Below are 25968 nucleotides of genomic sequence, written 5' to 3' on the forward strand. Positions count from 1 at the left end.
TCAGAACCACGGAATCCGCAGCTGGAGCCCGACGACGAAGATCAGCGTGGCGGCGGCGGTCAGCCCGGCGGCCACGGCGACCGCCGTGAGCGGCCGCACGTGCCGGCTGGCCAGCGTGGCGAGAAGCGCGGTCACCAGCGACGTGGGCACGAACCCGAGACGCCGGACGAAGAACCCGAAGAACACGACCGCGAACGAGAGTACGGCCACCGCACGCCAGGGAATCGTCCCGAACGTGATCTGCTCACCCGCGACGAGCCCTTTGACGGCGATCGCCAGGCCCAGAGCGGCCACGATCGCGCCGGCCGCCAGTGGAAAGTAGCCGGGGCCCATCCGCAGTGGGGTGCCACGGTCGTAACCGAGCGCCCCCGCCACGAACGCGCCGCCGATCAGGATGAGGATTCCCCCGGCGAGCACGTCCGGGAGCGAGCGACGACGATCCATTCAGGAGGCCTGGACACCGGCGTCGGCGATGATCTTCGCCCAGGTCTTGAGCTGTTCGTCGAGATGTGTGCGATGGGCTTCCGGGGTGGCGTCGGCGGCCGTGACCGGAGCGGTGCCGAGCTTGGCCATCTGGTCGATGACCGCCTGGTCGGCCAGCGCCGCCTGGAGCGCCCCGGACAGCTTCTGGACGATCTCGGGTGGGGTGCCGGCCGGGACGTAGAGGCCGTGCCAGACGCTGACCCGCAGCTGGGGCATCCCGGCCTCGGTGGTGGTGGGCACGTCGGGCAGGCTCTTCACCCGGTCCGGGGTGGTGACCGCGTACGCCTTCACCTTGCCCGCGGAGATCTGGCCGCTGGTGTTGGTCGTCTGGTCGCACATGAAGTCGACCTGGCCGCCGACCAGGTCGGTCAGCGCGGGACCGGTGCCCTGGTAGGGAACCTCCTGGAGCTTGACGCCGGCGGCGGACTGGAACAGCAGGCCGCACAGGTGCGAGGCGGCGCCGATACCCGCGTTGGCGAGGGTGACCGTGCCGGCGTTCGCCTTCACGTGCGACACCAGGTCCTGGAACGTCGCGGGCTCGAAGTTCTGGCGGGCGACGACGGTCATCGGCACCTCGGTCACCAGCCCGACCGTCGCGAAGTCCTCCAGCGGCTGATAATCCAGGTTCTTGTAGAGGGCGGGCGCCGTCGACATGCCGATGTGGTGCATCAGCACGGTGTGGCCGTCCGGCTGGGCCCGCGCGACGTCGCCCGCGCCGACCGTGCCGCCCGCGCCTTCGGCGTTGCGGACGACGACCTTGCCGCCCAGCGCCTTCGCCATCGGGTCGGCGATCATCCGGGTGACGGTGTCGGTTGGGCCGCCGGCGCTGAACGGCACGACGATGGTGATGTTCTGCTCCGGATAGCCGCCGCCGGACGTGCCGTCGTTGCCGGAGCAGGCGGCGACGAGCGACACGGCCCCGATCGCGGCGATCATTCTGCTGAGGGTTCTCATCTCGCGGCCTCCCCGACAGCGCGTTGATCTTCATCGATGCATTCGCCGCTTCAGTGTCGGCCGTGGAGCGCCGGAAGGAAAGGTCACATGCCGAGGCGGGCGGTGACCCAGTCGTGGAACGCCCCGATGTGATGCTCGGAGGGCACCAGGACGCCGCCACGGGCGTACGCGCGGGAGCTCATCGCCGGCTGGCACCGCTCGCAGGCGTCGAAGTCCTGCACGTTGACGCGGTGGAACAGCTCCACCGAGCGGGACACGTCCCGGCCCGAGGCGACCACCTCGTTCGAGTAGAGCCAGTCGCACTCGACGATCGTGCGGTCCACCGCGACCGGGTACATCCGGTGCAGGATGATGTGGTCGGGCACCAGGTTGACGAAGACCTGCGGCTTGATGGTGATCGCGTAGTACCGCCGGTCCTGGTCCTCGGTCACGCCGGGCAGTTTGCCGAGACCCTCGCCGCCGTCGACGGTGAAGCCCTGGATTCCCGCGCCGAACTCCGCGCCGTGGCCCACGTAGTACTGGGCGGCGTACCCGTCGGCGAACTCCGGCAGGACCTCCACCAGTTCGGGGTGGATCGTGGCGCAGTGGTAGCACTCCATGAAGTTCTCGACGATCAGCTTCCAGTTCGCCTTTACGTCGTAGGTGATGCGCCTGCCGACCTGGAGGGTGTCGATCTCGTAGGAGTCGATCGCGGCGAGGGCGCCGAGCCGCTCGGTGACGGCGGCCATGACGTCGTCGCCGAACGACGGCGGCTCGTCGGCCAGGCACACCCAGGCGTAGCCGAGCCACTCCCGCAGGTGGACGCTGACCAGGCCGTACTCGACGCGGTCGACGTCGGGCATCCTGGTCAGGTTGGGCGCGGCGATCAGCTTGCCGTCCAGGCCGTACGTCCAGGCGTGGTACGGGCACCGGAAGGCGCGCTTGACCTCGCCGCTGTCGGCGGTGCAGAGCTTCGCACCCCGGTGGCGGCAGATGTTCAGGAAGGCTCGCAGCACGCCGTCGCGGCCGCGGACGACCAGGACGCTCTCCCGGCCGACCTGCACCGACGTGAAGCCGCCGGGATGGGGCAGGTCAGAGGCTCGCGCCGCGCAGAACCACATGGTCTCGAAGATCCGCGACTGTTCCCGCGCGAAGATCGTGGGGTCGGTGTAGTAGTGGCCGGGCAGGGTCGGAATCAAGCTTGCGGGCACAGCCACCCCTCACGAGCGGATTCGTTCCATCTTCGGGTCGAACAGCGGTTCGGCCGCGACGGTCGCCGGCAGCCGCTCGCCGAAGTACTCGACGGTCACCGGCGTGCCCGGCACGGACAGCGAAGCGGGCAGCCAGGCGTAGGCGACGGTGCGGCCGATCGTGTAGCCGTAGGCGGCGCTGGTGACGTAGCCGGCCGGGACGCCGTCGGCGAACACCGGCTCCTTGCCGAGGACCACGGCGGCGGGGTCGTCCAGGGTGAGGCAGGTGAGCCGCCGCGAGGGCTCCTTCGACGCAGCAAGGGCGGCGCGGCCGATGAAGTCGCCCTTGTCCATGCGTACGGCGAAGCCGAGCCCCGCCGAGGCCGGGTCGTGCTCGGTCGTCATGTCGGCGCCCCAGGCCCGGTAGCCCTTCTCCAGCCGGAGGCTGTTGAAGGCGCTGCGCCCGGCGGCGATGATCCCGTGTTCCCGGCCGGCCTCCCAGAGGATGTCCCACAGCTTGAGCCCGAGGTCGGCCGAGGTGTAGATCTCCCAGCCGAGTTCGCCGACGTAGGACAGCCGCATCGCGGTGACCGGCACCTCGCCGAGGTAGGCCTTCTTCGCCCGGAAGTACCTCATCCCGGCGTTCGAGAAGTCCGACCTGGTCAGCGGCTGCAGAACGTCCCGGGCGAGCGGTCCCCACAGGCCGATGCAGCAGGTGCCGCCGGTGATGTCACGCACTCCGACGGAGCCGGGCAGGTGCCGGCGCATCCAGTCCTCGTCGAGCGGGCCGTTCGCGCCGACCTGGAAGACCTGCTCACCGAGGCGGGCGACGGTCAGGTCGCTGCGGATGCCGCCGTCGAAACCGAGCATCAGCGTGTACGTGACCGAGCCGACCGGCTTGTCCAGGTCGTTGGTGGTGAGGCGCTGCAGGAAGTCGAGCGCGCCGGGGCCGCTGACCTCCAGCCGCTTGAGGGGGGTCATGTCGTACATCGCGACACGCTGCCGGGTGATCGTGGCCTCGGCGGCGGCGATCGGCGACCAGTAGCGGGCCGACCACTCGTCACGGGCCGGCGCCTCCGCGGGGGCGTTGGACTCGTACCAGTGCGGCCGCTCCCACCCGGCACCCTCCAGGAAGACCGCGCCCAGTTCGCATTGCCGCTGATGGAAGGGGCTGGTACGCAGCGGGCGCGGACGTTCCATCGGCTGCAACGGGTGCACGATGTCGTACACCTCGATGAAGTTCTGTCTTCCTCGTTCCTCGATGTAGCCGGGCGCCAGTTGCACCTGCTCGAACCGGTGCAGGTCGGCCTCGTGCAGGTCGATGCGGGGCTGCCCGTCGACCAGCCACTCGGCGAGGGCGCGGGCGACGCCGGCGGAGTGGGTCACCCAGACGGCCTCGGCGACCCAGAACCCGGCGAGGTCGTGGTGCTCGCCGATGAGGGGGCCGCCGTCGGGCGTGAAGGAGAAGACGCCGTTGATGCCCTCCTCCACCTCGGCGCCGGCCAGGTCCGGCAGCAGGGCGACACTCTCCCGCCAGGCGGGCGCGAAGTCGCCGGGGGTGAAGGGCAGGACGCTGGGCATCCCCTCGGTGGGAAGGGAGTCCAGGGCGACCGGCATCGGGCGGTGCCCGTAATAGCCGATGCCGAGGCGGTCGCCGTGCTCGCGGTAGTAGAGATCCTGGTCCTGGTGGCGCAGGATGGGCCTGCGCGCCTCCAGGACCAGGTCGTTCAGGCCGGCCATCGCGGGCACCGGGCCGGTCCGGGCGTACTGGTGGGCCAGCGGCAGCAGCGGCACGGTCAGGCCGACCATCTCGCCGATCCTCGGGCCCCAGAAACCGGCGGCGCACACCACGACGTCGGCGGGGATGAAACCCTGATCGGTCTCGACGCCGGTGACCCGGCCGCCCTTGCGGCCGATGCCGACCACGGTGTGCTCGCCGAGGAAGCGGGCGCCGCGCTCGATGGCGCGGCGGGCCTGCGTCTCGACGGCACGTGTCGCCTGGGCCAGTCCGTCGGTGGGGACGTGGAAGCCGCCGAGGAGCCGCCCGGGGTCGAGCAGCGGATGATGAAGGGCGCACTCCTGGGGGCTGAGCAGGGAGCTGCGCACTCCCCACGAGGTGGCCAGGCCGTGCTTGCGTTCGAGGTCGTGCCAGCGGGCCCCGGTGGTGGCCACCTCCAGACCGCCGACCTGCAGGAAACAGCCCAGGGCGCTGAGTTTGCGCACGGTGTAGGCGGCCAGCTCGGTCATGGTCTTCGAGGGGTTGGTCTGGAAGACCAGGCCGGGAGCGTGCGAGCTGGAGCCGCCGGGGAGGAAGAGCCGGCCCTGGTCGACCACGGTGACGTCGGTCCAGCCGCGCTCGGTCAGCTCGTCCGCGAGGGCGCTGCCGACGACGCCCGCGCCGATGACGACCACCCGGGGGGACTTGGTCATGAGGCTCCTTGCGTTTCACGTAGCGCAACGCCGCCTGGATTACGCAACAGCTTCAACGACTGGCCGAGCCCCGTCAAGATGCGCTGATTTCCACGAAGTGAAGCCTTCTAGGAGACGTGACCCATCCGGCTGCTCACCTCGTCGGCCGCCAGGATCACCAGCTTGGCGACCTCGGGGAACGACGCCCGGTCCATCCGATAGGCCGGGCCCGACACGCTCAGGGCGGCCACCACCGAGCCGTCGGCGCCCCGGATCGGCGCGGCGACGGCGTTGAGACCGACCTCGTACTCCTCCGCGGTGCAGGCCCATCCCGCCACGACGGCTCGGTCCAGTTCGGCGGTCAGCTCGGCCTCGCCGGTGAGGGTGGCCGCGGTGAAACGCTCCAGCGGCCGCAGGTCGCCGAGGACGGCGGCCCGCACCTGTGCCGGAGCGAAGGCCAACAGGATCTTGCCGCTGGAGGTGGCGTGCAGCGGGGTCTGCCGGCCGACCCAGTCGTGGCTGGCGATGGAGGCGGCGCCACGGCTCTGGGTGACGTTGACGGCACGGTCGCTGTCACGGATCGCGATGTTGACCGTCTCGCCCAGCTCGGCGGCGAGCCGTTCGCAGGCCGCGAGACCCTCCCGGCTCACGTCGAGCTGCGCGGCGACCGCCCCGGCCAGGCGCACCACGCCGAGGCCGAGCCGATAGGAGCCGCGGTCCTGCGTCTGCTCGACGAATCCACGGCTCTCCAGCGCGGCGAGCAGCCGGAACGCGGTGGATTTGTGCACCCCGAGCTCCTTGCCGATCTCGGTGACGCCGGCGCCCCGGCGACGGGCCAGGATCTCCAGGATGCTCAGCGCCCGGTCGACGGACTGCACGAGAGGTGGGCCCGCCTCGCGTTCGTTGCTCATAGCGCAACGATAGGTCAGGGATTTCCGGGAGGTTGCAAGACGTGACCGCTCACTGACGGACTCTTGACTATCGATCAACGCCCCGGGCAGTCTGTTGCGGATCTTACGAACTGTTTCGTTTTGCACAACGAATGGCGGGTATCCGCGTGCAGAAAGTCGCGATTGTCGGGGCCTCCCTGGCAGGCCTCGCCGCCGCGCGCGCCCTTCGCCGACAGTCCTTCGCCGGCGAGATCATCGCCATCGGCGCCGAGCGGCACCAGCCGTACGACCGCCCACCGCTCTCGAAGGAATTCCTGACCGGCGCCTACACCGAAGCGGATCTCGCCCTCGGCCACGACGACGATCTCGGGGTCGTCTGGCGGCTGGGCGTCGCGGCGACCCGCCTGGACCCGCGCGGCGGCAGCGTCCATCTCGCCGACGGCGAGGAGATCCGGGCCGACGGGGTGGTCATCGCCACCGGGGCGAGGGCTCGCCCGGTGGAGCATGCCGGGGTGCACACCCTGCGCACGCTGGACGACGCGATCGCCCTGCGCGACGACCTGCGACGGGGCGGCCGGCTGGTGGTCATCGGCGCCGGCTTCATCGGCGCGGAGGTGGCTTCCAGCGCCCGGTCGCTCGGCCTCGACGTCACCGTCGTGGAGTCGCTCCCCACCCCGCTCGCCGGCCCGCTCGGCCCCGAGATGGGTGCGGTCTGCGCCGCGCTGCACGGCGACCACGGCGTACGGCTGCTGACCGGAGTACCCGTGACCACCGTGACCGGTTCAGATCACGTCGAGGCGGTCGAACTCGCCGACGGCACCCGGTTGCCGGCCGACGTGGTGGTCGCCGGGATCGGCGCCGTGCCCAACGTGGAGTGGCTGGCCGGCTCCGGGCTGGAGATCTCCGGCGGGGTGGTGACCGACGCGAACGGCGCGACCGGCCTGCCCGCGGTCGTCGCGACCGGCGACTGCGCGTCCCGCGACGGCGTCCGCTCCGAGCACTGGACCCACGCCGTGGAGCATCCCGCGACCGCTGTGGCGACGCTGCTCGGCACCGGCGCCGGGCGGCCGCCCAAAGCGCCGTATTTCTGGTCCGACCAGTACGGCGTGCGGATCCAGTTCGCCGGCCGGCGCGAGCCGGGCGACACCGTCCGGATCGTCGAGGGCGACCCGGAGCAGCGCAGTTTCCTGGCCGTCTACGAGCGCGGCGGCCTGACGACCGCCGTGCTCGGCATGAGCCGGCCGAAATCGTTCACCCGGTGGCGGCGCCAGCTGCGCGCCGCGCCTCAGGAGGCTTGATGTTGCGGCCGGTCTGCCCGCTCAGCGCGATACCCTCCGGCGAGGCGTACCGGTGGGACACCGACCCGCCCGTGGCGATCTTCCACACCGAGGACGGCGAGATCTTCGCCATCGACGACACCTGCACCCACCAGGACGCCTCACTCGCCGACGGCTGGCTGGAGGGCTGCGAGGTGGAGTGCCCGTTGCACGCCTCCCGTTTCGACCTGCGGACCGGCCGGGCCGACGCTCCCCCGGCGAAGAAGCCGGTCCGCACCCACCGGGTCGAGGTGACCGGCGGCGTCGTGCACGTCGAACTCTCCGAGGACCCCGCCGATCTCCCACCCGGAGCCAAGCCATGACCCAGTACGACTTCGTGATCGTCGGCGGCGGTTCGGCGGGATCCGCGCTCGCCAACCGGTTGTCGGCCGACCCGGCCACCAAGGTCCTGGTGCTGGAGGCGGGCCGCCCCGACTACCCGTGGGACGTCTTCATCCACATGCCGGCGGCGTTGACGTTCCCGATCGGCAGCCGTTTCTACGACTGGAAGTACGAGTCGGAGCCCGAGCCGCACATGTTCGGCCGGCGCATCTACCACGCCCGCGGCAAGGTCCTCGGCGGCTCCAGCAGCATCAACGGCATGATCTTCCAGCGCGGCAACCCCCTCGACTACGAGCGGTGGGCCGCCGACCCCGGCATGGAGCAGTGGGACTACGCGCACTGCCTGCCGTACTTCAACAAGATGGAGTCGTGCCTGGCCGCCGACCCGGACGACCCGTTCCGGGGTCACGACGGGCCGCTGACGCTGGAACGCGGACCGGGCACCAACCCGCTCTTCCAGGCCATGCTGAAGGCGAGCGAGCAGGCCGGCTATCCGCCCACCGACGACGTCAACGGCCACCGACAGGAGGGTTTCGCCCTCTTCGACCGCAACATCCGCCGGGGCCGGCGTCTCTCCGCGGCACGCGCCTACCTGCACCCGGTGAAGACGAGACCCAATCTGACGGTACGGACCAGAGCACTCGTCACCAGGGTCCTCTTCCACGGCGAGCGGGCCGTCGGCGTCGAGTACTCGACCAGCAGGGGCGGTGCTCCCCGGCGGGTCTACGCGGGTGAGGTGGTCCTCTGCGGCGGGGCGATCAACACTCCCCAGGTGCTGCAGCTCTCCGGGGTGGGCAACGCCGCCGAGCTCGCCGCCCTTGGCATCGACCCGGTCCACGATCTGCCCGGCGTGGGCGAGAACCTGCAGGACCATCTGGAGGTGTACGTCCAGTACGCCTGCACCCAGCCGGTGTCGATGCAGCCGTACCTGAAGTGGCGGCACCGGCCGTGGATCGGCGCCCAGTGGCTGTTCCTGCGCAGCGGGCCGGCCGCGACCAACCACTTCGAGGCCGGCGGTTTCGTCCGCAGCAACGACACCGTCGCGTACCCGAACCTGATGTTCCACTTCCTGCCGATCGCGGTCCGCTACGACGGCTCCTCCCCGGCCGGCGGCCACGGGTACCAGGTGCACGTCGGCCCGATGTACTCCGACGCCCGCGGCAGCGTGAAGATCGTCAGCCGGGATCCGCGGGAGCATCCGGCTCTGCGTTTCAACTACCTCTCCACCGAGCAGGACCGCCGTGAGTGGGTCGAGGCCGTCCGGGTCGCGCGCACCATCCTCAACCAGGCGGCGCTGGACCCCTACAACGGCGGGGAGACGTCGCCCGGGGCCTCGGTGGAGACCGACGAGGAGATCCTGGACTGGGTGCGGCGGGAGGGCGAGACGGCGCTGCACCCCTCCTGCACGGCCCGGATGGGCGTCGACCCGATGGCGGTGGTCGACCCGGGCAGCATGCGGGTGCACGGCTTGGAAGGGCTGCGGGTCGTCGACGCCTCGGTCATGCCGTACGTCACCAACGGCAACATCTACGCCCCCGTGATGATGGTCGCCGAGAAGGCCGCCGACCTGATCCTCGGCAACACCCCCCTCGCGCCGGTCTCGGTCCCGTTCTACCGGCAGGGCAGCCGGTGAGCGAGCCCCGTTCGTTCCCCGGCCTCCGGGAGATCCGCTGCCCGGCGGACGGCAGCCTGGTCGCCACGGTGACCGACGCGAGCCGCGCCGACACGCTCGCGGCGATCGCCGTCGCCCGGCAGGCGTTCGACGACGGCCCGTGGCCCCGCACCCCCGCGGTCGAGCGGGGTGCGCTGCTGCACCGCGTCGCCGGCCTGATCGCCCGCGACCGCGCGGACCTGGCCCGCGCGGAATCGCTCGACACCGGCAAACGCCTGGTGGAGAGCGAGTACGACATGGACGACGTCGCCGCCTGCTTCCGCTACTACGCGGGCATCGCGGCCACCGACGCGGGCCGGGTCATCGACACCGGCCGCCCGGACGCCGTCAGCCGGATCGTGCACGAGCCCGTCGGCGTGTGCGGGCTGATCACCCCGTGGAACTACCCGCTGCTCCAGACGTCGTGGAAGGTCGCGCCGGCGTTGGCCGCCGGCAACACGTTCGTGCTGAAGCCCAGCGAGCTGACCCCGTCGACGGCGATGCTACTGATGCGGCTGCTGGCCGAGGCCGGGCTGCCGGAGGGTGTCGCCAACCTGGTGCTCGGCGCCGGGGCCGAGGTGGGCGCGCCGCTGGCCGAGGATCCCCGCGTCGACCTGGTCTCCTTCACCGGCAGTCTGCGGACCGGGCGGTCGCTGATGGCCGCGGCCGCCGCAGGCGTGAAACGGGTGGCGCTGGAGCTGGGTGGCAAGAACCCGAACGTGATCTTCGCCGACGCCGACTTCGCGACCGCGGTCGACTTCGCCCTGACCGCGGTCTTCCTGCACTCCGGGCAGGTGTGCTCGGCCGGGGCCCGGCTCATCGTCGAGGAGTCGCTGCACGACCGGTTCGTCGACGCGGTCGTCGAGCGGGCGTCCCGGATCCGGCTGGGCGGGCCCTTCGACCCGGAGGCGGAGACCGGGCCGCTGATCTCCGCGGAGCACCGGGCCAAGGTGGAGGACTACGTCGCCGCGGGTGTGGCGGAGGGCGCGGTGCTGCGCTGCGGCGGGCGCCGGCCGGACGACCCCGCCCTGGCGGACGGCTTCTACTACCTGCCGACCGTCCTGGACGGGTGCCGTGCGGGCATGACCGTGGTGCGGGACGAGTCGTTCGGGCCGGTGCTCACGGTGGAGACGTTCACCGGCGAGGACGAGGCGGTGCGGATCGCCAACGACACCGAGTACGGGCTGGCCGGGGCGGTCTGGACCGGGGACGCCGGGAAGGCGCAACGGGTCGCGGGGCGGCTGCGGCACGGCACCATCTGGATCAACGACTACCACCCGTACGTGCCGCAGGCGGAGTGGGGCGGCTTCAAACAGTCCGGCATCGGCCGTGAGCTGGGCCCCAGCGGCCTGGACGAGTACCGCGAGACCAAGCACATCTGGCAGAACATCGACCCCCGCCCGCAGCACTGGTTCCGTCCCTAGATCGTGTCCGTCACACCGGCATTGGAGTCGTCAGCGATGACAGGCGAGGCAGTCATCTCGGTCCGGGACCTGTGGAAGGTGTTCGGGCACAAGCCGGAGCGGGTTCCGCGCTCGGCCGAGCTGTCCGCGCTCTCCCGGCGCGAGCTGCTCGACCGCACCGGCTGCACGGCCGCCGTGCGGGAGGTGTCGTTCGACGTCGCGCCCGGCGAGGTCTTCGTGGTCATGGGGTTGTCCGGCTCCGGCAAGTCCACCCTGGTGCGCTGCCTCACCCGGCTGATCGAGCCGACCTCCGGCGAGGTGGTGTTCGAGGGCGAGGACATCCTGGCGGCCGGGCCCAAACGGCTGCGGGAGCTGCGGCGGCGCAAGTTCTCGATGGTCTTCCAGCACTTCGGGCTGCTGCCGTTCCGGCAGGTCGTCGACAACGTCTCGTACGGCCTGGAGATCCGTGGCGCCGGGCGCGCCGAGCGGACCCGCCGGGCCATGGAGGTCATCGACCTGGTCGGCCTGGACGGGTACGAGCACAGCTACCCCGACCAGCTCTCCGGCGGCATGCAGCAGCGGGTCGGGCTGGCCCGCGCCCTGGCCGGCGATCCCGACGTGCTCTTCTTCGACGAGCCGTTCTCGGCCCTGGACCCGCTGATCCGGCGCGACATGCAGCACGAGGTCATCCGCCTGCACCGCGAGGTCGGCAAGACGATGGTCTTCATCACGCACGACCTGTCCGAGGCGCTGAAACTCGGCGACCGGATCCTGATCATGCGCGACGGCAAGCCGGTCCAGTGCGGCACCGGTGACGAGCTGGTCGGCGCGCCGGCCGACGACTACGTGCGCGACTTCGTCCGGGACGTGCCGCGGGCCAACGTGCTCACCCTGCGCTGGATCATGCGGCAGCCCCGCCCGGACGACGTCATGGACGGTCCCGAACTCGGCCCCGACGTGATCGTCCGCGACGCCGCCCGGGCGGTGCTGGCCGCCGGCAAGCCGGTCAAGGTGGTCAAGGACTCCGAACTGCTCGGCGTCGTCACGGACGCGGAGATCCTGGGCGTCGTCACGGAAGCCGGCGCCTGATGGCCGCTCCTTCCCGCCCCCGACGCCGGCCGGGCAGGCCGGTGCTGGTGGCGGCGGTGCTGCTGCTCTGGGTCGCCGTCTGGATTCCGGCGCACGGCGTGCACACGCTCGGGCTCTCGCCCGCCGACCTGACCCCGCTGCACCGGTGGCTGAACGACGTCAACGACACGATCGGCGCCAACCGGAACAGCAGCCCGGTGTTCCTCTATTTCTTCAACGAGATCCGGGCCGCCGTCGACGCCCTGGTCACCTTCATCCAGGACCTGATCTCCCAGCCGTCGTTCGGCCGCCCGGTGCCGGTGCTGGGCTGGCTGGGCGTGGTGGCCGTGGTCGCGTACGTCTCCTGGGCCGTCGCCAACGCGAAGGTGGCGCTGCTGGCCGCGGGCGGGTTCGTGTTCTTCGGGTTGCAGGGTCTGTGGCAGGAGAGCATGGACACGCTCGCGCTCACCCTCGCGGCCGTGGCGATCTCGCTGCTGATCGGTATCCCGCTGGGCGTCTGGGCCGGGCTGTCCGACCGGTTCCACCGGCTGATCACTCCGGTGCTGGACTTCATGCAGACCATGCCGACCTTCGTCTACCTGGCGCCGTTGACGCTGCTGTTCCTGATCGGCCCGGCCTCGGCGACGATCGCGACCCTGATCTACGCCGTGCCGCCGGCGATCCGCCTCACCGCGCACGGCATCCGCTCGGTGCCGCGGCCGGCGGTCGAGGCGACCGAGTCGCTCGGGGCCACCGGCCGGCAGACGCTGACGAAAGTGCTGCTGCCGCTGTCGAAGCGGACCATCGTGCTGGGCGTCAACCAGACCATCATGGCGGCCCTGTCGATGGTCACCATCGCGGCCCTCATCGACGCCCCCGGCCTGGGCAAGACGGTCATCAAGGCGTTGCAGACCCTGGACGTGGGCACGGCGTTCAACGCCGGCCTCGCGATCGTCGTGATGGCCATCGTGCTCGACCGGGTCACCACCGCGGCCAGTGAGCGGGCGCGGCCGTCCGGTCCCGTCCCGCGCTTCCGGCGGCCGCTGGCGGGCGGGCTCGGCGTCGTCACCGCGGTCTGCTGCTACCTGTCCTACACCTACGTCTGGGCGGCCGAGTTCCCGGACGGGCCGGGCCTCGGCGGCGCCCTCTCCCGGGGCGCCGACTCGGTCACCGCCTGGGCCCAGGCCGAGCTGTCCACGGTCACCGAAGGGATCAAGGATCTCATCACCTACGGCCTGCTGAACCCGTTCCAGGCCCTGCTCGTCGAGTCGCCGTGGTGGCTGGTGGGCGCGGTGGCCCTCGCGCTCGCCGGGGTGCTCGGTGGTGTGCGCGCCGCGGTCGTCACCGCCGTCTGCGTCGGCCTGCTGATCGGCACGGGGCTGTGGCAGGACAGCATGACCACGCTGGCCATGACGATCGTCGCGACGATGCTGGTGATGGTGCTCGGGGTGGTCGTCGGGGTGTGGATGGGCCGCAACCGCTACGCCGACCGGATCATCCGCCCGGTGCTCGACGCCGGCCAGACGATGCCGGCGTTCGTCTATCTGGTGCCGTTCCTGGCGCTCTTCTCGGCCACCCGGTTCACCGCGATCGTGGCGGCGGTGGTCTTCGCCGCGCCGGTCGCCATCAAGATCGTCGCCGACGGGGTGCGCGGCGTCTCCGCCACCACGGTCGAGGCCGCGACCGCCGCCGGTTCCAGCACCTGGCAGTTGATCACCAAGGTCCAGCTTCCCATGGCGGGCGCGTCCCTGGCGCTCGCGGCGAACCAGGGCCTCATCTACGTGCTGTCCATGGTCGTGGTCGGCGGCCTGGTCGGAGCCGGCGCGCTCGGCTACGACGTGGTCGCCGGTTTCTCCCAGGGCCAGCTCTACGGCAAGGGCCTCGCGGCCGGGGCGGCGATCGTGCTGCTCGGCATCATGCTCGACCGCATCGCCCGGACATCGTCCCCCTCGAAAACCACGGAAGGTAACTGAGCATGAGACTGAAACGACTGGCGGCGACCGCCACCATCACGGCGCTCGCCCTCACCGGCTGCGGCGGGGAGAAGATCGGCGCGACGCCGGCCCCGGGCGCGTCGGCCGGCACGGCCGCCTGCGGCGCTTTCAACCTGGCCGTCAACCCGTGGGTCGGCTACGAGGCCACCGCCGCCGTCATCGCGCACGTCGCGGAGAAGGACCTCGGCTGCAAGGTGACCAAGAAGGATCTCAAGGAGGAGATCGCCTGGCAGGGCTTCGGCACCGGCGAGGTGGACGCGATCGTCGAGAACTGGGGCCACGACGACCTCAAGAAGAAGTACATCGAGGAGCAGAAGACCGCCGTGGCCGCCGGGTCGACCGGCAACAAAGGCGTCATCGGCTGGTACGTGCCGCCGTGGATGGCCGCCCAGTACCCGGACATCACCGACTACAAGAACCTGAACAAGTACGCGTCGATGTTCAAGACCTCGGAGTCCGGGGACAAGGGTCAGCTCCTCGACGGCGACCCGTCGTTCGTCACCAACGACGAGGCCCTCGTGAAGAACCTGAACCTCGACTACAAGGTCGTCTACGCCGGCAGCGAGACCGCGCTGATCACGGCGTTCCGGCAGGCCGAGGCGAAGAAGACCGCGCTCATCGGCTACTTCTACGAGCCGCAGTGGTTCCTGGCCGAACTCAAGCTGGTCAAGGTCAACCTGCCGCCGTACACCCCGGGCTGTGACGCCGACCCGGCGAAGATCGCCTGCGACTACCCGGAGTACGACCTCGACAAGATCGTCAGCAAGAAGTTCGCCGACGCGGGCGGCCCGGCGTACAAGCTGGTCAAGAACTTCACCTGGACCAACGACGACCAGAACACGGTCGCCAAGTACATCGCCGAGGACAAGATGTCCGCCGCGGACGCCGCCAAGAAGTGGGCCGAGGCGAACCCCGCCAAGGTCAAGGCATGGCTGGGCTGATGCCCGCGCCCGCGCCCGGCGGTGACCTTCCCGAGCACCCCGACCGGCTGTGGCGCACACCCGAGCCCAAGGCCGCCTACGACGTCGTCATCGTCGGAGGCGGCGGGCACGGGCTGGCCACCGCCTACTACCTGGCGAAGAACCACGGCATCACCAACGTGGCGGTGCTGGAGCGGGGCTGGCTCGCGGGCGGCAACATGGCGCGCAACACGACGATCATCCGCTCGAACTACCTGTGGGACGAGAGCGCCGGCATCTACGAGCACGCCCTGAAGCTGTGGGAGGGGCTGGAGGAGGAACTGGACTACCCGATCCTGTTCAGCCAGCGGGGCGTGCTCAATCTGGCGCACAGCCTCCAGGACGTCCGCGACAGCGTGCGCCGGGTGCACGCCAACCGGCTCAACGGGGTCGACGCCGAGTGGCTCGATCCGGGGCAGGTTCGCGAGGTGTGCCCGATCGTCAACATCTCACCGGACGTGCGTTACCCGGTGCACGGCGCGACCTACCAGCCGCGCGCGGGCATCGCCAAGCACGACTACGTGGCCTGGGGTTACGCGCGTGCCGCGGACGCCCTCGGCGTGGACCTCATCCAGCACTGCGAGGTGACCGGCCTGCGGATCAGCGGCGGGCGGGTCACCGGGGTGCACACCACCCGGGGCGCCATCGGTGCCGGCCGGGTCGCGCTCAGCGCGGCCGGCCACACCTCGGTGGTGGCGGCGATGGCCGGCATCGACCTGCCGCTGCAGAGCCACCCGCTGCAGGCGCTCGTCTCCGAGCTGCTGGAACCGGTCCACCCGACGGTCGTCATGTCGAACGCCGTGCACGTCTACGTCAGCCAGGCGCACAAGGGCGAACTGGTGATGGGCGCCGGCATCGACACCTGGAACGGGTACGGCCAGCGCGGCGCGTTCCACATCATCGAACGGCAGATGTCCGCGGCACTGGAGCTGTTCCCGGTCTTCGCCCGCGCCCACGTGCTGCGCACCTGGGGCGGCATCGTGGACGTCACCCCCGACGCCTCCCCGATCGTCGGGCTCTCCGGAGTGGACGGGCTCTACCTCAACTGCGGGTGGGGCACCGGCGGGTTCAAGGCCACCCCCGGCGTGGGCTGGTGTTACGCGCACACGATCGCGCACGGCGAGCCCCATCCGCTGAACGCCCCGTTCAGCCTGGAGCGCTTCGTCACCGGCGCGCTCGTCGACGAACACGGCGCCGCCGCCGTCGCCCACTGAGCACCCGCCGACACCATGCAGTAGCCGACACAGAGCACCAGCCGACACCGTGCAGTAGTCCACACAGTGCGAGGAACCGCGATGATGCTCATCCCCTGCCCCTGGTGCGGGCCACGCGACGAGTCCGAGTTCCACTACGGCGGGCAGGCCGGCGTGGCGTACCCGGACGACCCCGGCGCGCTCACCGACGCCGAGTGGGCGAGGTACCTGTTCTTCCGTGACAACCCCAAGGGCCCGTTCCGGGAGCGGTGGAGCCACACCGCCGGCTGCCGCCGCTGGTTCAGCCTGGTCCGCGACACCGTGACGAACGAGATCGTGGCATGAGCGGGGCATTCCGGACCGCGCGGGGCGGGCTCGTCGACCGCGACCGTCCGCTGCGGTTCCGGTTCGACGGTGTGGAGTACGAGGGTCTTCAGGGCGACACCCTGGCCTCGGCGCTGCTGGCCAACGGCGTCCACCACGTCGCGTCCAGCATCCGGCTGGGCCGGCCACGGGGCGTCTTCGCCGCCGGGGTGGAGGAGCCGAACGCCCTGGTCCAGATCGAGGAGCCGTTCCCCGAGCCGATGCTGCCGGCCACCACCGTCGAGCTCTATGACGGTCTCGTCGCCCGGGGCCTGCGCGGCCGGGGCCGGCTCGCCGACCGCCCCGACCCGGCCCGCTACGACGCGACGCACGCGCACTGCGACGTCCTCGTCGTCGGCGCCGGGCCAGCCGGGCTGGCCGCGGCCGCCGTGGCCGCCTCCTCGGGGGCCCGGGTCATCGTCGTCGACGACCAGCCCCGCCCGGGCGGCAGCCTCCTCGGCGCCGCCGAACACCTCGACTGGGTGGCGTCGGTCGCCGGCGGCCTGCGGGCCGCGCCCGAGGTGCGGCTGCTGACCCGGACCACCGCCTTCGGCTACTACGACGACAACCACGTCGTCGCGGTCGAACGCCGCACCAACCATCTCGGTGCGCAGGCGCCCGCGCACCGGTCGCGGGAGCGCGTCTGGCGCATCCGCGCCCGGCACGTCGTGCTCGCCACCGGCGCGCACGAGCGCTCCCTCGCCTTCGCCGACAACGACCGGCCCGGCGTCATGCTCGCCGGGGCCGCGCAGACTTATCTGCGCCGGTACGGGGTGCGCCCCGGCCGCCGCGCCGTGGTGCTGACCACCAACGACAGCGCCTACGCCGTGGCGCGGGACCTGCACGCCGCGGGTGTCGAGATCGCGGCCGTCGCCGACCTGCGCGACTCCCCCGGCGCCGGCCGGGCGCCGCACGGAGCGGAGCTGCTGCCCGGCTGGGCCGTGGCCGGTGTGACCGGCGCGGACCGGATCTCCGCGGTGACGCTGCGCCGCCTCGCCGGCGGGGCCTTCACCGGCCCGGAGCTGCGACTGGACGCCGACCTGCTCCTGGTCTCCGGCGGCTGGAACCCGGTGGGCGCGCTGTACGGCCAGGCCGGTGGCCGGCTCGCGTACGACGACGGCCTGGGCGCCTTCCGGCCGGACGGCGGCTGCCGGCAGGCGCTGGAGGTCGCGGGTTCGGTCGCGGGCACGTACACGCTGAAAGGTTGTCTCGCCGAGGGCGCGGCGGCGGGCGCGCGCGCCGCGGAGGCCACCGGGTTCCGGCCCGGCGAACCGGATCTGCCGGAGACCGCCGACCCGGAGGTGACGCCGGGCGTCGCGGTCTGGACGCTGCCCGGCGACCCCGCCACGTCCCTGGTGGACCTGCAACGGGACGTGACCGTCGCCGACATCGCGCGGGCCACCGGCACGGGCATGCGCTCGGCCGAGCACGTGAAGCGCTACACCACCGCGGGCACCGCGCACGACCAGGGCCGGACCTCCGGCACGCTGACCAGCGGCATCGTCGCGGAGATGCTCGGCGTGAACGTCGGCGACCTGGGCACCACGACGTTCCGCCCGCCGTACGCCCCGGTCAGTTTCGCCGCTCTCGCCGGCCGCGACCGTGGCATGCGCTTCGACCCGGTGCGGGTGACCGCCCTGCACGCCTGGCACGTGGCGGCCGGGGCACTGTTCGAGAACGTCGGCCAGTGGAAACGTCCCTGGTACTACCCCCGCGACGGCGAGGACATGGCCGCCGCCGTGCTGCGCGAGTGCCGCGCGGCCCGGGAGGGCGTGGCGATGATGGACGCCTCGACCCTCGGCAAGATCGACGTGCGGGGCGCGGACGCGGCGGTGTTCCTGGACCGCCTCTACACGAACATGATCAGCACGCTGAAGCCCGGCGCGATCCGGTACGGCGTGATGTGCCGGCCGGACGGGATGGTCCTCGACGACGGGACCGTCATCCGCCTGGCCGAGGACCGGTTCCTGGTGACCACGACGACCGGCAACGCCGCCGTGATCCTGGACTGGATGGAGGAGTGGCTGCAGACCGAGTGGCCGCAGTTGCGGGTGTACTGCACGTCGGTGACCGAGCAGTGGGCCACGGTCGCGCTGGTCGGGCCGGAGTCCCGGGAGGTGCTCGCGAGCCTCGCCCCCGGCCTCGACGTCAGCCGGGACGGGTTCGGGTTCATGACGTGGCGGGACACCACGGTCGCCGGCCTCGACGCCCGGGTCTGCCGGATCAGCTTCTCCGGCGAGCTGGCCTACGAGATCAACGTGAGCTGGTGGGACGCGCTCGCGCTCTGGGAGGCTCTGGCCGAGCGGGGGATCACGCCCTACGGGACGCAGACCATGCACGTGCTCCGCGCCGAGAAGGGTTACCCGATCATCGGGCAGGACACCGACGGCACGGTCACCCCGCACGATCTGGGTCTGGGCTGGGCGGTCTCGCGGACGAAGGCCGACTTCATCGGCAAGCGATCGTTCACGCGTACGGACACCGCGCGCACCGATCGCAAACAGCTGGTCGGGCTGCTTCCCGACGGCGGGGAACTCCTGCCCGAGGGCGCGCACCTGGTGGCGGCCGCCGAGCCCCCGCTGACGGCCCTCGGCCACGTGACCTCGTCCTATCACAGCGCGGCGCTGGGGCGTACCTTCGCGCTGGCCCTGATCGAGGGGGGCCGGGATCTGGTCGGGCGGACGGTCTGGGCCACCCTCGACGACGGCTTGGCGCCGGTGACGATCACCGGCGCCGTACTCTACGACCCGGAAGGGGCGCGGCGAGATGGCTGACCGGAACTTCCGGCATTCCCCGCTGGAGGGGTTCTCCTCCGGCGGCGCGGTCGCCATGTCCGAGGTGCCGTTCCTCGCCCAGATCAACCTGCGGCTGGACCCGGCGGGCCCGGCCGCCGCCGCGGTCGGCAAGGATCTCGGCGTCGCGCTGCCCCGGCGCGGGGGTACGAGCGCCACCTCCGGCGACGTGAGCGTTCTCTGGCTGGGCCCGGACGAGTGGCTGGTGGTCGGGCCACCCGGCGCCGAGACGCGATTGACGGCGTTGCTGGAATCGGCCGCCGGCGCCGCGCACGCATCCGTCGTGGACGTCTCCGCGCAGCGCACCGCGGTGGCTCTGCGCGGTCCCCGCGTCCGGGAGTTGCTGGCGCTCGGCTGCTCACTCGACCTCCACCCGCGCGTGTTCGGGGTGGGCGACTGCGCGCAGACCATGCTGGCGCACGCGCCGGTGGTGGTGTGGCGCCGTGAATCGGAGTTCTGGATTCTGGTGCGCGCGTCCTTCGCCGGTCATCTGGCCGCCTGGCTGGAGGACGCCGGCATCGAATTCACGGTGCGTGACTGAGAGCGCTCCCATATCGCTTTCGGTGACTGGACCAATGCGCAATGAAGTTGCACCAACGTAAATTTCGGTCCTGAGTGTTGACCATCCAGGGCGAAGAGAAGATCCTGTTGCGGCGATCACGGAAGATCAGCTCCATTTCCCCGTGAGCGCTATTTCGCGCTGCGCCCCCCTTGCTTCATTAAGAAACTTATCGGTTTCACCGTGGTGAATCGACTTTTGTGCCGGCCTGGACCCCCGCCAAGCCGGCAGTCGACAAAGGAGCTGATCGCTTGTCCGTCCATGCTGAGGGCGCCGAGCAGTCCGAGCCGGGCGGCGAGACGACGCCGGCCCCCAGCGCCCGCACCGGCGACGGACGTGCCCGGCCCCACAGGACCGGCGGCACCATCCGCCGGCGGGTCATCCGCACCCTGGCCCTGCCGGTCGTGACCACCCTCGTACTGCTCACCATCGTGGCGGTCGGCGAGGTCGAGAACTACCGCTCGGCCGCCGCCACGACCCGCGCCGTCACCATCGACCTCGCCGTCCAGGAACTGATCCAGGACCTGCAGACCGAACGTGGACTGACCGCCGGACTGCTCGGCGGCAACGACGGTTTCCGCGCCGAGCTCCTCCCGGCCCGCGACCAGGTCAACCTGCGACGCGAAGCGGTGGAACGTCTGGCCGCCGACGGCGGCGAGGTCGAGGACCGGGTCGCCGCCGCGGTGCGGCAACTGGACGGCCTGGCCGGCGTCCGGGCCGGCACCGACACCGGATCCGGTGAGCGTGCGGCCACCTTCGCCTTCTACACCGCGCGGATCGCCGATCTGGGCAACCTCGACTTCGACCTGGACGGCACCGGCGACGAGGAGCTGCGCCGCGGCGCCGCGGTCCTGGAGGCGCTCGGCGACGTGAAGGAGGCCGCCTCGCAGGAACGGGCGTTCCTCAACGGCGTCTTCTCCGCCGGCGGCTTCAAACAGGGCGAGTTCCTCCAGTTCGTCACCATGCGGTCCACCAAGGACGCGGCCCTGGCCGCCTTCGACCGCTACGCCAACAGCACCGAGCGGGCGGCCAAGGAATACACCCTGGACACCGGCGCGGCGCGCGAGGCGGGCTACTTCGAGCAGGTCGCCCTGCAGTCCGGCGACGGCAAATATCTCCAGGTCAACCCGCAGTCGTGGTGGTCCGCGCTGACCACGGTGCTGGACGACACCCTGCAGCTGGAACTCCACGTCGGCTCGGTCATCACGGCCCGCGCCGCGACCCTGGAGGACCGGGCCTCGATCCGGATGGCCGTGCTGCTCAGCGCCGTGCTGCTCTGCCTGGCCGGCTCCGTCTGGCTCGCCACGGTCGCGTCGCGCTCGGTCGCCCGGCCGCTGGCGGTGCTGGCCTCCGAAGCCAACCAGCTGGCGAGCCTCCAGCTGCCCGAGGCGGTGCAGCGGGCGTCGGCCGGCGACAGCACCGCCCCGCCGCCACCGGTGCTCGTGCCCCGCGGCGCCAGCATCGAGGTGCGGCTGGTGGCCGACGCCTTCGACCGGGTGCAGGCGACGGCGTACTCGCTGGCCACCGAGCAGGCGGTGCTCCGGCGCACCACCGCCGAGTCGCTGGCCAACCTCGGCCGCCGCAACCAGAACCTCCTGCGCCGCCAGCTCGGCTTCATCACCAAGCTGGAGCGCGAGGAGTCCAACCCGACCGGCCTCGCGAACCTCTTCGAGCTCGACCATCTCGCCACCCGCATGCGACGGAACGCGGAGAGCCTGCTGGTCCTGGTCGGCGCGGCGAGCCCGCGGCAGCTCTCCGAGCCGCTGCAGGTCTCCGACGTGATCCGGGCCGCCGTCAGCGAGGTCGAGGAGTACCGCCGGGTCACCCTGCGCCGGGTCGACGACGCGCTGGTGACCGGTTCCACGGTCAGCGGCATCGCACACATGCTGGCCGAGCTGATCGAGAACGGCCTGGCCTTCTCCCCGCCGGACATGGATGTGGAGATCCACGGCCGGCGGATCGGCGGCGCCTATCTCATCGCGATCAGCGACCAGGGCATCGGCATGTCGCCGGCCGAGATGGCGCGGGCCAACGAGCGCCTGCGCGGCGAAGGCGACTTCATCACCGCGCCGGCCCGCTTCCTCGGTCACTACGTGGTCGGCCGGCTGGCCCAGCAGATGAACATCGAGGTGCAGCTCACGCCCTCGCCGGTGACCGGCGTGACAGCCCGGATCACGCTGCCCGCCGAGATCCTGGCCGACCAGCAGAAGGTCGGCGGGGCGCCCCGCCCCGGCGGCCCGGCCGCCCGGCAGGTCACCGCGACGATCGAACCCGTGGCACCGCTGCGGTTGCCGCCGGCTGAGGTCGGCCCCGCCGCCCGGCCCGCCCAGCCCGCGCCGGCCGGGGTCGTCACCGCCGACCGGCCGCTGCACTCCACCGCGATCGAATACGTGGTGGTGCAGCAGGACGGCGCGACGGCCACGAACATCTTCGCCGCCCCCGACGACACGGCGGCCACCGCCGTCTTCGCCGCCCCCGACGACACGGCCGCCACCGTCGTCTTCGCGGCCCCCGACGACGGCGTGACCCGGACCGCGAACGGCCTGCGCAAGCGAACCCCCCGCGCGCAGCGCGGCCGGCCACGGGCGGCCGAGCCGGCCCCGGCGCCGGTGGAGAGGCCGGCCCCGGTCAGCGATTCACCCGAGGCCGTGCGGGACCGGCTCAACGCGCTGCGCAGCGGCATACAGCGCGGCAGTTCCGAAACAGCGGGGTCGTCGTGACCGGAATCCCCAAATGGCCCCTTGGCAGCAACCTGGAAAGAAGAATGATGAGCGTTGACACGTCGGCGGATCGGCACCAGTTCAACTGGCTGCTCGGGAACTTCGTTCACCAGACGGACGGCGTACGCGATGCCGTGGCGGTGTCCTCCGACGGGTTGCTGATCGCGAGTTCGGACGGGCTGCAGCGGGCCGAGGCGGACCAGCTGGCCGCCATCGTCTCCAGCCTGGCCAGCCTGGCCCGCAGCGCGTCGCGCCGGTACGACTTCGACGGCCTCAAGCTCATCATGATCGAGATGCACCGGGGCTTCCTGCTGGTCTCGGTCATCACGGGCGGCAGCGTCCTCGGCGTGGTGGCCGGCAGCGAGTGCGATCTCGGGCTGGTCGGCTACGAGATCTCGCTTCTCGCCGAGCGTTTCGGTGGCCTGCTCACTCCGGCCCTGATCGCAGAGTCCCGGCAACACCTGCCGCGATGACCAGCCCGTCGTGGGACGCCTCATCTGCATCGGTTCCGTACGCCGGCTCCCACCGGCCGGCCTCCGGGCTGCGTCCCTCCGAGATGGACGAGGATCCGGTGATCCGCCCGTTCATGCTCACCGGTGGGCGCACCCAGCCGCTGCACGACGGGCTACGGATCGAGACGCTGCTGCGGGCGGCTCCGGCCGCGCTGTCGGCGCCGCTGCGCTTCGAGTCCCGGCGCATCGTCGAGCTCGCGCAGGCCCCGATGTCGGTCGCGGACCTGTCGGTGGCGCTGCGCGCGCCGCTGGGCGTGGTCCGCGTCATCGTGGCCGACCTGATCACTCAGGGCTACCTCGCCGTGGAAGAACAGCCCGAGGAGCTCTCCACCAGTTTGATCGAAAGGATCAGGGACCGTGTTCGGGCGCTCTAGGGAGCCGTCGACAGCGCCCATCGCTGTCAAGATCGTCATCAGCGGCGGTTTCGGCGTCGGCAAGACCACCTTCGTCGGAGCCATCTCCGAGATCGAACCACTGGTCACCGAGGCCGAGATGACCGAGAGGTCGATCGGCATCGACGACACCTCCGCGGTGTCCGGCAAGACCACCACCACCGTCGCCCTCGACTTCGGCCGGATCACTCTCGACGACGCTCTGCTGCTCTACCTGTTCGGCACCCCCGGACAGGACCGGTTCGCCTTCCTCTGGGACGACCTGGTCACCGGCGCGCTGGGCTCGATCGTGCTGGTCGACACGCGGCGGATCGAGGACTCCTTCCCCGCGATCGACTACTTCGAGGAGCACGAGATCCCGTTCATCATCGGCATCAACCGGTTCACCGGCGCCCAGCGGTTCTCCCTGGCGGAGGTGCGTGACGCGCTGGGCATCGGGGACGCCGTACCACTGGTGGAATGCGACGCGAGGAACCGCGAGTCGGTCAAGAGCGTCCTGGTGGCGCTCACCGAGGATGTGCTCGCCAAGCGGGCGAACCGCGAGCGGGCGGGGTCGACGTGGTGAGGCGCGGACTCCCCCGGCGGCTCGCCGCGCTGAGCCTCACCGTGCTGGGTCTGGCGGCTCTGACCGGATGCTCCGGCGCCGCGGCGATCACCCCGCCGCCCGGCGTGCCCGCCCCGCGCGACTGCGGCACCGTGAACATCGCGGTCAACCCCTGGTCCGGGTACACCGCCAACGTCGCCGTCGTGGGACATCTGCTCAAGTCGGAGCTCGGCTGCAACGTGGTGACCAGCGAGCTGAGCGAGACCGCCTCGTGGGCCGGCCTCGACGACGGCACCATCGACGTGATCCTGGAGAACTGGGGCCACGACGACCTGAAGAAGAAGTACATCGACGGAAAGAAGGTCGCCGTCGAACTCGGCCTCACCGGCAACAAGGGCGTCATCGGCTGGTACGTGCCGCCGTGGATGGCCAAGACCTACCCGGACATCACCGACTGGACCAAGCTCAACGGGTACGCCGATCTCTTCAAGACGGCGGGCTCCGGCGACAAGGGGCAGTTCCTCGCCGGTGACCCGTCGTTCGTCACCAACGACGCCACCCTGATCAAGAACCTCAAGCTCGACTACACCGTGGTCTACGCCGGCAGCGAGGACAAGCTGATCGCAGCGTTCCGCAAGGCACAGGCGAACCGGACCCCGCTGCTCGGCTACTTCTACGAGCCGCAGTGGCTGCTGTCGGACGTCAAGCTGGTGCGCATCCCGCTGCCGAACTACACACCCGGCTGCGACGCCGACAAGGACGCGGTGGCCTGCGATTACCAGCCGTACGACCTCGACAAGATCGGACGCAAGCGGTTCGTCGACTCGGGCAACCCGGCCGCCACGTTCATCAAGAACTGGACGTGGAGCAACGCCGACCAGAACGAGGTCGCCAAGGACATGACCCAGAACGGCATGTCCGCTGAGCAGGCCGCCCGGAAATGGGTCGACGCGAACCGCACCACCTGGGAGAAGTGGCTGCGCTAGACGTCGTCCGGCTCGGCCCGCGGTGCCGGCGGCGGGGTGTCGCCACCGGCGCCGTCACCGGGCGGTGAGGCGGAGCAGCAGGACCTCGCCCGAGCGTGCCGCCGGGTAGCCGCCGTACTTCTTGTCGAAGAGGGCGAGCACCTCGGCGGGCCCCAGCTCCTGCCGGCCGTTGAGGCGGATCACGTCGAAGTGGCGGGTCTGCTGCCCGGAGCGGCGGGGCGGCCAGACGGCGAGGGCGCCGAACGCGGCCGTGCCGGCCGGCTGCTCGCCCTGGTCGTGCAGCACCTGCTCGGCGAGCTGGTTGGCGAGATGACCCGTGCCGTCGATGTAGATCCCGTCGGCGGCGCTGACATAGGGCACCGGCACCGCCTGCAGGCGTTTCCCGCCGCGGGCGAGGGTCACCGTGAGCCGCCAGTACCGGTCCAGGGTGCGGATGTGGTCGCCGTGGTCCCACAACTCGCTGAACCGCCGGTCCACGAACTGGCCCCACGGGCTGGCCATGTCGACCTCGAGCTGCGGAACGTCGAACGACACCTTGCCGATCGGGAAGAACGAGATGAGCGCACGCCCGTCCCACTGGTAGAGCTGAATGGACGGCGACGCGTCGTACACGCAGACCTTCAGCCGGGATCTCATGTCGGGGCCGTCGAGCTGCTCCCGGAAGGCGTGCAGGTTGCGCAGGTTGTCCATGATCTGCGCGGTCACATCGATCTGCCGGCGCTCCAGTTCCTCGGCACGCTGCTGGGCGGCGGCGGAGTTCGGGTCGAGCAGCAGGACCCGGATGGTGGCGCCCTGCTCCAGGGCCTCCCGCATCGCGCTGAACGTGCGGGCCCGGGTACGGCCGTCCAGCAGGATCGTCCAGGTGTCCAGGATGCGGATGTTGCGGTCGGTCTCCCGCATCCGGTCGATGAAGGTGGCCTGGTCGAAACGTTCGTGCTCCTGCACCCGTGCCTTGCGGGCCTCGTCGAAGATCGGATCGAAGATCACGTAGGAGACGGCGGCGAGGACCAGGCTGGACCCCAGGTTGAGCAGCAGATCGCTGGTGAAGCCCCGCACCGACCAGGCCACGACCAGCATGCCCACCGAGATGGCGAGCAGCAGACCGCCGATGATCAAGGTGCGGGCGCGCCAACGTGGACGACGACCGAGGCGCCATCGGAACAACCGCCCACCCCCCTGGCGAACAATCATGATCGCCGATTGAAGCAGAGCCCCGCAAGGCGGCGCCCGCGGAACGCATCGGCGCCGGTCAAGCGCGATCCGTGCCAA

22 protein-coding genes are annotated in these 25968 nt (G+C 71.1%); 16 read left to right on the forward strand and 6 right to left on the reverse strand.

The genetic code is table 11. The features are described 5' to 3' along the window. From QLQ12_RS00285 to QLQ12_RS00305, 5 genes are all read right to left on the reverse strand, one after another. Positions 1-444 (reverse strand): tripartite tricarboxylate transporter TctB family protein, encoded by a 444-nt coding sequence (locus QLQ12_RS00285; RefSeq protein WP_282756210.1) that lies wholly within the window; start codon positions 442-444, stop codon positions 1-3. Further along, positions 445-1419, reverse strand: a complete 975-nt coding sequence (locus QLQ12_RS00290) for a tripartite tricarboxylate transporter substrate-binding protein (protein ID WP_282756212.1) — start codon at positions 1417-1419, stop codon at positions 445-447. 101 nt (positions 1420-1520) lie between these two features. After that, positions 1521-2627: an aromatic ring-hydroxylating oxygenase subunit alpha gene (locus tag QLQ12_RS00295; RefSeq protein ID WP_282756214.1), complete on the reverse strand. Its 1107-nt coding sequence runs from the start codon at positions 2625-2627 to the stop codon at positions 1521-1523. A gap of 9 nt (positions 2628-2636) precedes the next feature. After that, on the reverse strand, positions 2637-5036 hold the full coding sequence (locus QLQ12_RS00300; protein ID WP_282756216.1) for a GcvT family protein: 2400 nt from the start codon (positions 5034-5036) through the stop codon (positions 2637-2639). Positions 5037-5143: 107 nt separating this feature from the next. Further along, entirely contained in the window at positions 5144-5926 is a 783-nt protein-coding gene (locus tag QLQ12_RS00305) for an IclR family transcriptional regulator (RefSeq protein ID WP_282756218.1), read from the reverse strand. Between the two features lie 146 nt (positions 5927-6072). Here QLQ12_RS00305 and QLQ12_RS00310 point away from each other — a divergent pair, with 146 nt between their 5' ends. The 16 genes from QLQ12_RS00310 (at position 6073) to QLQ12_RS00385 (ending at position 24699) form a co-directional block, all read left to right on the forward strand. Next, a complete protein-coding gene (locus QLQ12_RS00310; RefSeq protein WP_282756220.1) occupies positions 6073-7203 on the forward strand; it encodes an NAD(P)/FAD-dependent oxidoreductase in 1131 nt (376 codons plus the stop codon). Next, on the forward strand, positions 7203-7544 hold the full coding sequence (locus tag QLQ12_RS00315; RefSeq protein ID WP_282756222.1) for a bifunctional 3-phenylpropionate/cinnamic acid dioxygenase ferredoxin subunit: 342 nt from the start codon (positions 7203-7205) through the stop codon (positions 7542-7544). Before QLQ12_RS00310 ends, QLQ12_RS00315 begins: the two co-directional genes overlap by 1 nt. Then, a complete protein-coding gene (gene betA / locus QLQ12_RS00320) occupies positions 7541-9196 on the forward strand; it encodes a choline dehydrogenase (RefSeq protein WP_282756224.1) in 1656 nt (551 codons plus the stop codon). The genes QLQ12_RS00315 and betA overlap by 4 nt, the downstream gene beginning before the upstream one ends. After that, positions 9193-10638 carry an aldehyde dehydrogenase family protein gene (locus QLQ12_RS00325; protein WP_282756226.1) on the forward strand — a complete coding sequence of 482 codons (1446 nt, stop codon included), beginning with the start codon at positions 9193-9195 and terminating at the stop codon, positions 10636-10638. The genes betA and QLQ12_RS00325 overlap by 4 nt, the downstream gene beginning before the upstream one ends. Before the next feature lie 36 nt (positions 10639-10674). Further along, a complete protein-coding gene (locus QLQ12_RS00330; RefSeq protein ID WP_282756228.1) occupies positions 10675-11706 on the forward strand; it encodes a quaternary amine ABC transporter ATP-binding protein in 1032 nt (343 codons plus the stop codon). Further along, the gene (locus QLQ12_RS00335) at positions 11706-13658 is read left to right on the forward strand and encodes an ABC transporter permease subunit (RefSeq protein WP_282756230.1); all 1953 of its coding nucleotides are present in this window, start codon (positions 11706-11708) and stop codon (positions 13656-13658) included. Before QLQ12_RS00330 ends, QLQ12_RS00335 begins: the two co-directional genes overlap by 1 nt. Before the next feature lie 2 nt (positions 13659-13660). Then, positions 13661-14620 carry an ABC transporter substrate-binding protein gene (locus tag QLQ12_RS00340; RefSeq protein WP_282756232.1) on the forward strand — a complete coding sequence of 320 codons (960 nt, stop codon included), beginning with the start codon at positions 13661-13663 and terminating at the stop codon, positions 14618-14620. After that, complete coding sequence (locus QLQ12_RS00345) at positions 14608-15852, forward strand: sarcosine oxidase subunit beta family protein (protein ID WP_282756234.1); 1245 nt, start codon at positions 14608-14610, stop codon at positions 15850-15852. Before QLQ12_RS00340 ends, QLQ12_RS00345 begins: the two co-directional genes overlap by 13 nt. An 81-nt stretch (positions 15853-15933) precedes the next feature. After that, entirely contained in the window at positions 15934-16176 is a 243-nt protein-coding gene (locus tag QLQ12_RS00350; protein ID WP_282756236.1) for a sarcosine oxidase subunit delta, read from the forward strand. Next, the gene (locus QLQ12_RS00355; protein ID WP_282756238.1) at positions 16173-18968 is read left to right on the forward strand and encodes a 2Fe-2S iron-sulfur cluster-binding protein; all 2796 of its coding nucleotides are present in this window, start codon (positions 16173-16175) and stop codon (positions 18966-18968) included. Before QLQ12_RS00350 ends, QLQ12_RS00355 begins: the two co-directional genes overlap by 4 nt. Beyond that, positions 18961-19527 (forward strand): sarcosine oxidase subunit gamma, encoded by a 567-nt coding sequence (locus QLQ12_RS00360; RefSeq protein ID WP_282756239.1) that lies wholly within the window; start codon positions 18961-18963, stop codon positions 19525-19527. The genes QLQ12_RS00355 and QLQ12_RS00360 overlap by 8 nt, the downstream gene beginning before the upstream one ends. A gap of 383 nt (positions 19528-19910) precedes the next feature. Next, on the forward strand, positions 19911-22265 hold the full coding sequence (locus QLQ12_RS00365; protein WP_407651391.1) for a sensor histidine kinase: 2355 nt from the start codon (positions 19911-19913) through the stop codon (positions 22263-22265). 47 nt (positions 22266-22312) lie between these two features. After that, positions 22313-22738 carry a roadblock/LC7 domain-containing protein gene (locus tag QLQ12_RS00370; RefSeq protein WP_282756243.1) on the forward strand — a complete coding sequence of 142 codons (426 nt, stop codon included), beginning with the start codon at positions 22313-22315 and terminating at the stop codon, positions 22736-22738. After that, positions 22735-23151, forward strand: a complete 417-nt coding sequence (locus tag QLQ12_RS00375; RefSeq protein ID WP_282756244.1) for a DUF742 domain-containing protein — start codon at positions 22735-22737, stop codon at positions 23149-23151. Before QLQ12_RS00370 ends, QLQ12_RS00375 begins: the two co-directional genes overlap by 4 nt. Next, a complete protein-coding gene (locus QLQ12_RS00380; RefSeq protein ID WP_282756245.1) occupies positions 23135-23734 on the forward strand; it encodes a GTP-binding protein in 600 nt (199 codons plus the stop codon). Before QLQ12_RS00375 ends, QLQ12_RS00380 begins: the two co-directional genes overlap by 17 nt. Beyond that, on the forward strand, positions 23731-24699 hold the full coding sequence (locus QLQ12_RS00385; protein WP_282756247.1) for an ABC transporter substrate-binding protein: 969 nt from the start codon (positions 23731-23733) through the stop codon (positions 24697-24699). Before QLQ12_RS00380 ends, QLQ12_RS00385 begins: the two co-directional genes overlap by 4 nt. Positions 24700-24753: 54 nt before the next feature. On the opposite strand, the gene QLQ12_RS00390 is transcribed toward QLQ12_RS00385, so the two are convergent. Then, positions 24754-25815, reverse strand: coding sequence for a hypothetical protein (locus tag QLQ12_RS00390; RefSeq protein ID WP_282756248.1), 1062 nt, complete (start codon positions 25813-25815; stop codon positions 24754-24756). Positions 25816-25968: the final 153 nt, after the last annotated feature.

Source organism: Actinoplanes sandaracinus (assembly GCF_030009775.1).
In the GTDB taxonomy this organism is placed as follows: domain Bacteria; phylum Actinomycetota; class Actinomycetes; order Mycobacteriales; family Micromonosporaceae; genus Actinoplanes; species Actinoplanes sandaracinus.